Origin of the sequence: Burkholderia sp. E168m23, from assembly GCF_016586125.1 — a bacterium.
Taxonomy (GTDB): Bacteria; Pseudomonadota; Gammaproteobacteria; order Burkholderiales; family Burkholderiaceae; genus Burkholderia; species Burkholderia orbicola.
The window spans coordinates 1-6,015 of record NZ_BCPP01000400.1 but is presented as its reverse complement, the minus strand read 5'-3'; the positions used below and the strand labels follow the sequence as shown (position 1 = coordinate 6,015).

The 6,015-nt window shown below is 67.4% G+C and carries 6 protein-coding genes; all 6 read right to left on the bottom strand.

What is annotated here, in order from left to right:
• A partial coding sequence (locus JMF90_RS20265) for an FAD-dependent oxidoreductase (protein WP_201325358.1) occupies positions 1 to 283 on the bottom strand: 283 nt, incomplete at its 3' end.
• 4 nt (positions 284 to 287) lie between these two features.
• Positions 288 to 1,598, bottom strand: coding sequence for a dihydrolipoamide acetyltransferase family protein (locus JMF90_RS20260; protein ID WP_011545041.1), 1,311 nt, complete (start codon positions 1,596 to 1,598; stop codon positions 288 to 290).
• Position 1,599: 1 nt separating this feature from the next.
• Positions 1,600 to 2,640, bottom strand: coding sequence for an alpha-ketoacid dehydrogenase subunit beta (locus tag JMF90_RS20255; RefSeq protein ID WP_011545040.1), 1,041 nt, complete (start codon positions 2,638 to 2,640; stop codon positions 1,600 to 1,602).
• 2 nt (positions 2,641 to 2,642) lie between these two features.
• Positions 2,643 to 3,875 carry a 3-methyl-2-oxobutanoate dehydrogenase (2-methylpropanoyl-transferring) subunit alpha gene (locus JMF90_RS20250; RefSeq protein ID WP_006476388.1) on the bottom strand — a complete coding sequence of 411 codons (1,233 nt, stop codon included), beginning with the start codon at positions 3,873 to 3,875 and terminating at the stop codon, positions 2,643 to 2,645.
• A gap of 414 nt (positions 3,876 to 4,289) precedes the next feature.
• Entirely contained in the window at positions 4,290 to 4,916 is a 627-nt protein-coding gene (locus JMF90_RS20245; protein WP_011694242.1) for a flavin reductase family protein, read from the bottom strand.
• 147 nt (positions 4,917 to 5,063) lie between these two features.
• Entirely contained in the window at positions 5,064 to 5,963 is a 900-nt protein-coding gene (locus JMF90_RS20240) for a LysR family transcriptional regulator (protein WP_006476390.1), read from the bottom strand.
• Positions 5,964 to 6,015 lie beyond the last annotated feature (52 nt).

Genomic DNA, 6,015 nt, shown 5'->3' with positions numbered 1-6,015 from the left:
CGATGCCGTCCTTCCACGCGACGCTTTTCGCGATGTCGATCTCCGGCGTGCGCACGCGGATGCCGAGCGCCGCTTCGCCGGCATGGCCGCACGCCTGCTCGAACGCGTCGGCCACGTGGATCAGCGCCTTCGACGGAATGCAGCCGATGTTCAGGCAGGTGCCGCCGAGCCGGTCGCGTTCGACGAGCACGGTCGGAATGCCGAGCTGGCCGGCCCGGATCGCGGCGACGTAGCCGCCCGGGCCGCCGCCGATGACGAGCAGTGTGGTGTGTTCGTTCTTCATCGGCTCACTCCACGAACAGCAGTGCCGGGCGTTCGAGCACAGCGCGCACGGCCTGGATGAATTCGGCCGCGTCCGCGCCGTCGACGACGCGATGGTCGAACGACGACGACAGGTTCATCATCTTGCGCGCGACGACCGCGCCGTCGCGGATCATCGGCCGCTCGACGATCCGGTTCACGCCGACGATGCCGACCTCCGGATGATTGATCACCGGCGTCGACACGATGCCGCCGAGCGCGCCGAGGCTCGAGATCGTGATCGTCGAGCCGCTCAACTCGTCGCGCTGCGCGCGGTTCGCCCGCACCGCGTCGGCAAGCCGTGCGATTTCCGCCGAGATGGACCACACGTCGCGCGCTTCCGCATGACGCAGCACGGGCACCGTGAGGCCGCCGTCCGTCTGCGTCGCGACGCCCATGTGCACCGCGCCGTAGCGCGTGACGACGCCCGCTTCGTCGTCGAACCGCGCATTGATCTGCGGGAAGTCGCGCAGCGCGATCACCATCGCGCGGATCAGCAGCGGCAGCGGCGTGAGCTTGCCGCGCGTGTCGCCGTGGCGGCGGTTCAGTTCCGTGCGCAACGATTCGAGCTCGGTCACGTCGATTTCCTCGACGTAGCTGAAGTGCGGGATGCGGCGCTTCGCCTCCTGCATCTTGCGCGCGATCGCGCGCCGCAGGCCGATCACCGGCACTTCGGTTTCGTCGTGGCGTTCGTCGTAGCCGCGCGGTTGCGACCCGTGCGCCGCGCCGCCGGTACGCGCATACGCGTCGAGATCGGCATGCAGGATGCGCCCCGCTTCACCGGTGCCGCGCACGTAGCGCAGCTCGATGCCCATGTCCCACGCGCGCTGGCGCACGGCCGGCGACGCGAGCGGCCGTTCGCCCGGCGCGAGCGCGGCGCGCGGCGGCGTGGCCGGTTCCTCGCGACGCGGCTTCGCCGGTGCCCGAGGCGCGGCGGGCTGCACAGGCGGCTCGGCCGATGTGTCGGCCGCCGGCTTCGACGGCGCCGGCGCCTCGACCGGTGCGGTTGCTACCTTCGTTTCCCGCACCGGTGCCGCGGCCTTCAGGTTGCCGTCGCCTTCGACTTCCAGCCGAATCAGCTCGCTGCCCACCGCCATCATCTCGCCGATCCGGCCGCCCAGCTCGATCACCTTGCCCGTCACCGGCGACGGAATCTCGACCGCCGCCTTGTCGGTCATCACGTCGGCGAGCGGCTGGTCTTCCTTGATCGTCTGCCCGACTTCCACATGCCAGGCCACCAGCTCGACCTCGGCGATCCCTTCGCCGATATCCGGCATCTTGATGACATGAATCCCCATCTCACGCCTCCATCACGCGTCGCAACGCTTCACCGACCCGGGTCGGCCCCGGAAAGTACGCCCATTCCTGCGCATGCGGATACGGGGTGTCCCAGCCCGTCGTGCGCTCGACCGGCGCTTCGAGGTGGTAGAAGCAGTGTTCCTGTACCAGCGACACGAGCTCCGCGCCATAGCCGCAGGTGCGCGTCGCCTCGTGCACCACGACGCAGCGCCCGGTCTTGCGCACCGACGCGACGATGGTGTCGAGATCGAGCGGCCACAGCGTGCGCAGGTCGATCACTTCCGCGTCGATGCCCGTCTCCTCGGCGGCGGCCAGCGACACGTGCACCGTCGTGCCATATGTGAGCACCGTCACGTCGTTGCCGGGCCGCACGACGGCGGCCGTATCGAGCGGCACCGTGTAGTAGCCTTCCGGCACCGCGCTCGCCGGATGCTTGAGCCACGACGTGACGGGCCGTTCGTGATGGCCGTCGAACGGCCCGTTGTACAGCCGTTTCGGTTCGAGGAAGATCACCGGATCGTCGTTCTCGATCGACGCGATCAAGAGCCCTTTCGCGTCGTACGGATTCGACGGCATCACCGTGCGCAGCCCGCACACCTGCGTGAACATCGCCTCCGGGCTCTGGCTGTGCGTCTGCCCGCCGTAGATGCCGCCGCCACACGGCATCCGGATCGTCATCGGCGCGGTGAACTGGCCGGCCGAGCGGTAGCGCAGCCGCGCGCCTTCCGACACGATCTGGTCGGATGCCGGATAGAAATAGTCGGCGAACTGGATCTCGCAGACCGGCCGCAACCCGTAGGCGCCCATCCCGACCGCCGCGCCGACGATCCCGCCTTCCGAGATCGGCGCATCGAACACGCGCGACTTGCCGTACTTGTTCTGCAGTCCTTCGGTACAGCGGAACACGCCGCCGAAATAGCCGACGTCCTGCCCGAACACGACCACGTCGCTGTCGCGCCCGAGCATCACGTCCATCGCGGAGCGCAGCGCCTGGATCATCGTCATCGGCTGCGTCGCCGTCCCTGTCTCGTGTTGCGCCATGATCACGCTCCCAGTTCCTGGCGCTGACGGCGCAGGTGCGCGGGCAGCTCCTTGTACACGTCGTCGAACATCGAGGCCGGCGACGGAATCCGGTCGTCGGCCAGCGTCCCGTACTTCTCCGCTTCCTTCTGCGCGGCGATCACCTCGGCCTCGAGCTCGGCCGTCAACGCGTCGTGCGCGCTGTCCGACCAGATGCCCTTCACGATCAGGTGGCGCTTGAAGCGCTCGATCGGATCGCCCAGCGGGAAATGGGACCAGTCGTCGCTCGGCCGGTACTTGGTCGGATCGTCCGACGTCGAATGCGCGCCCGCGCGGTAGGTCACCCACTCGATCAGCGTCGGGCCGAGATTGCGGCGCGCACGCTCGGCCGCCCAGCTCGACGCCGCATAGATCGCGAGGAAGTCGTTGCCGTCGACGCGCAGCGACGCGATCCCGCAACCGACGCCGCGCCCCGCGAAGGTCGTGCCCTCGCCGCCCGCGATCGCCTGGAACGTCGAGATCGCCCACTGGTTGTTGACCACGTTCAGCACGACCGGCGCGCGGTACACATGCGCGAACGTGAGCGCGGTATGGAAATCGGCTTCGGCCGTCGCGCCGTCGCCGATCCATGCGGATGCGATCTTCGTGTCGCCCTTGATCGCCGACGCCATCGCCCAGCCGACCGCCTGGATGAACTGCGTCGCGAGGTTGCCGGAAATGGAGAAGAAGCCGGCTTCGCGGTCCGAGTACATCACCGGGAGCTGGCGGCCCTTCAGCGGATCGCCTTCGTTCGACATCAGCTGGCAGATCATCCGCTCGAGCGGCACGTCGCGCGCGATCAGGATGCTCTGCTGCCGGTAGGTCGGAAAGCACATGTCGCCGTCGCGCAGCGCCATCGCGTGCGCGGTGCCGATCGCCTCTTCGCCGAGGCTCAACATGTAGAAGGAGATTTTCTTCTGACGCTGCGCGATCATCATGCGCGCGTCGAAAATGCGGGTCTTGAGCATCGCGCGCAGCCCGGCGATCAGCCGCGCATCGTCGAGATCGGGGGCCCACGGGCCGACGGCCTTGCCGTTGTCGTCGAGCACGCGCACGAGGCTGCGGGCGAGATCGGCGGTGTCCGCCGCGGCAACGTCGATCGGTGGGCGGCGCACGGCGCCGGCCGGCGATAGATGCAGATAGGAAAAGTCCGTCTTGCAGCCCGGGCGCCCGGTGGGCTCCGGCACATGCAGACGCAATGGCTCTGACAGGCTCATCGTGTCGTCTCCACGCTCGATTGTGTCTCACGCTGTTTGGGAACGCGCGGGCCGGTTGCCGGCCTGCGCGCGAGCTGACGCGCGGATAAGCACGTCAACCTTGGAAATTTATGCCTCGCAGCGGTGCGCGTCGATGCCCAAGCCGCTCGTTCGTGATGAGCAGATTTGCCATGGGGGCGGTCGTCGGCACGTGCGTGCGGCGGTTGGCTTTAGCGACGGACGGGTTTGCTGCGGCGCATCGTCGTTGGGCCGGCGGCAGCGAGCGGGCAGCAAGGAACGGACGGATCGGCGCCGTCCCGATCATGTGAGGGTACGAAGCAAAAGACCCCGTGAAATCCTGGATTTCAGCAGGGTCTTTCGTCGGGTGCGGGCGCTCGTGCGCCCGCTTGCCGGCTTACTGCGGCGCGCGATCGATCACGCGTCGGGACGGAAGATGTCGAAGCGGCTGTCGGGCGTCACGTGCACGTAGGCCGACGGGCCGCCCGCACGAAGAATGATGCCCGCGCCGAACGTGTCGAAAATGCCGTCCTTCAGCAGGTCATGGCGGATATGGACCGCGATGACCTCGCCCAGCACCAGCGTGGCCGGCGTCTCGACACCGTGATGATCGCGCAGCCGGATCACGTCGGTCACCTTGCATTCGAAGTTCACGCCGCTTTCCGCAACGCGCGGCACGTCGACGAGGCGCGACGGCACGGCGGTCAAGCCACCGAGTTCGAATTCATTCACGTCGTACGGCACGGCGGCACAGGTCTGGTTCATCCGCTCGGCGAGATCGCGCGTCGCGAGGTTCCACACGAACTCGCCGGTTTCCTGCACGTTGCGCAGGCTGTCCTTCGCGGCGGTGCTCGAAAAACCGATGATCGGCGGGCGATAGTTGAACGCGTTGAAGAAGCTGTACGGCGCGAGGTTCAGCGTGCCGTCGCTGCCGCGGGATGAAATCCAGCCGATCGGGCGCGGGCCGATGATCGCGTTCAGCGGGTCGTGCGGCAGGCCGTGGCCTTGCGACGGTTCGTAATAGTGATGGGTCGAGTCGGTCATGACGGGTGGTGTTGCGAGAGGCGAACGATGTGAAGGCTGTCAGCGGGACGCGTTTGCCGATGGCGACGCAGGCGCCCGTGCGACGTGCCTGGCAGTATCACATGGCGCCGTTTTCGGCGCAGTGAAGCGGATAGACGGCGTCGCGCTTCAGGCGTCCGGTTCGCCAGGACGCGTCAGATGGTCGATCAGCCACTGCGTCGCGGGCCCGCTCGCACGATCGGCCCGCCTGATCAACGACATACCGTATCGAATCACATCGCGATCCGACAACCGCACGACGGCCAGTCGGCCTTGCCGCAGGTCGTCCTCGATCAAATGCATCGGCATCGAACCCCAGCCGAGCCCTTCGAGCAACAGCCGATGCTTGGCGCCGAGGTCCGCAGTCTTCCATGTGCGGGTCGCATACACACCGAACGACTGCCCTTCGGTCAGCTTGCTTCGATCCGTCAGCACGAGTTGCGTATATTCGCGCGCCTCGGACAGCGGCACACGCCCGCGGCGCTGCACGAGCGGATGCGTGGGCGCGGCGACGGTGACCAGTTCGATCGCTCCCATGGACGTCGCGTCGATCACATCCGGCCAGTTTTGCACGGGCCCGCTGACGCCGAGCGCGCAGCCGCCGTCGACCACCAGCTTCATCACGCCGCCGAGCGCTTCGATGGTCAGGTTGAGCGCGACCGTCGGAAATTCGTCGGCGAACGCGCGCAGCCCCTCGACGAGCCTGGCCAGTGGAAACATCACGTCCACCGCCAGCGACAGCTCGGCTTCCACCCCGCCGCGCAGGCCGGCGGTCTTCGCCAGCAACTGGCCCGCCAGCATGTCGAGCCGCCGTGCGTCGGCCAGGACGATTTCACCGGCCGCCGTCAACGTCGGTCGCCGTTTGCCCCGTTCGAAGAGCGGCACGCCCAGCAACGACTCCAGATTGGCGATCGCGTAGCTAACGACGGATTGCGCGCGCTCGAGCCGCCGCGCCGCGCCGGAAAAGCTACCGGCTTCGACCACCGCGATGAACGCGCGCAGTTGATCCAGATTGGGGCTTCGCTCCATGATCCATCAAGAAAATCGATTTTAATGATCCATTCTAGACGATTGTTTCGAT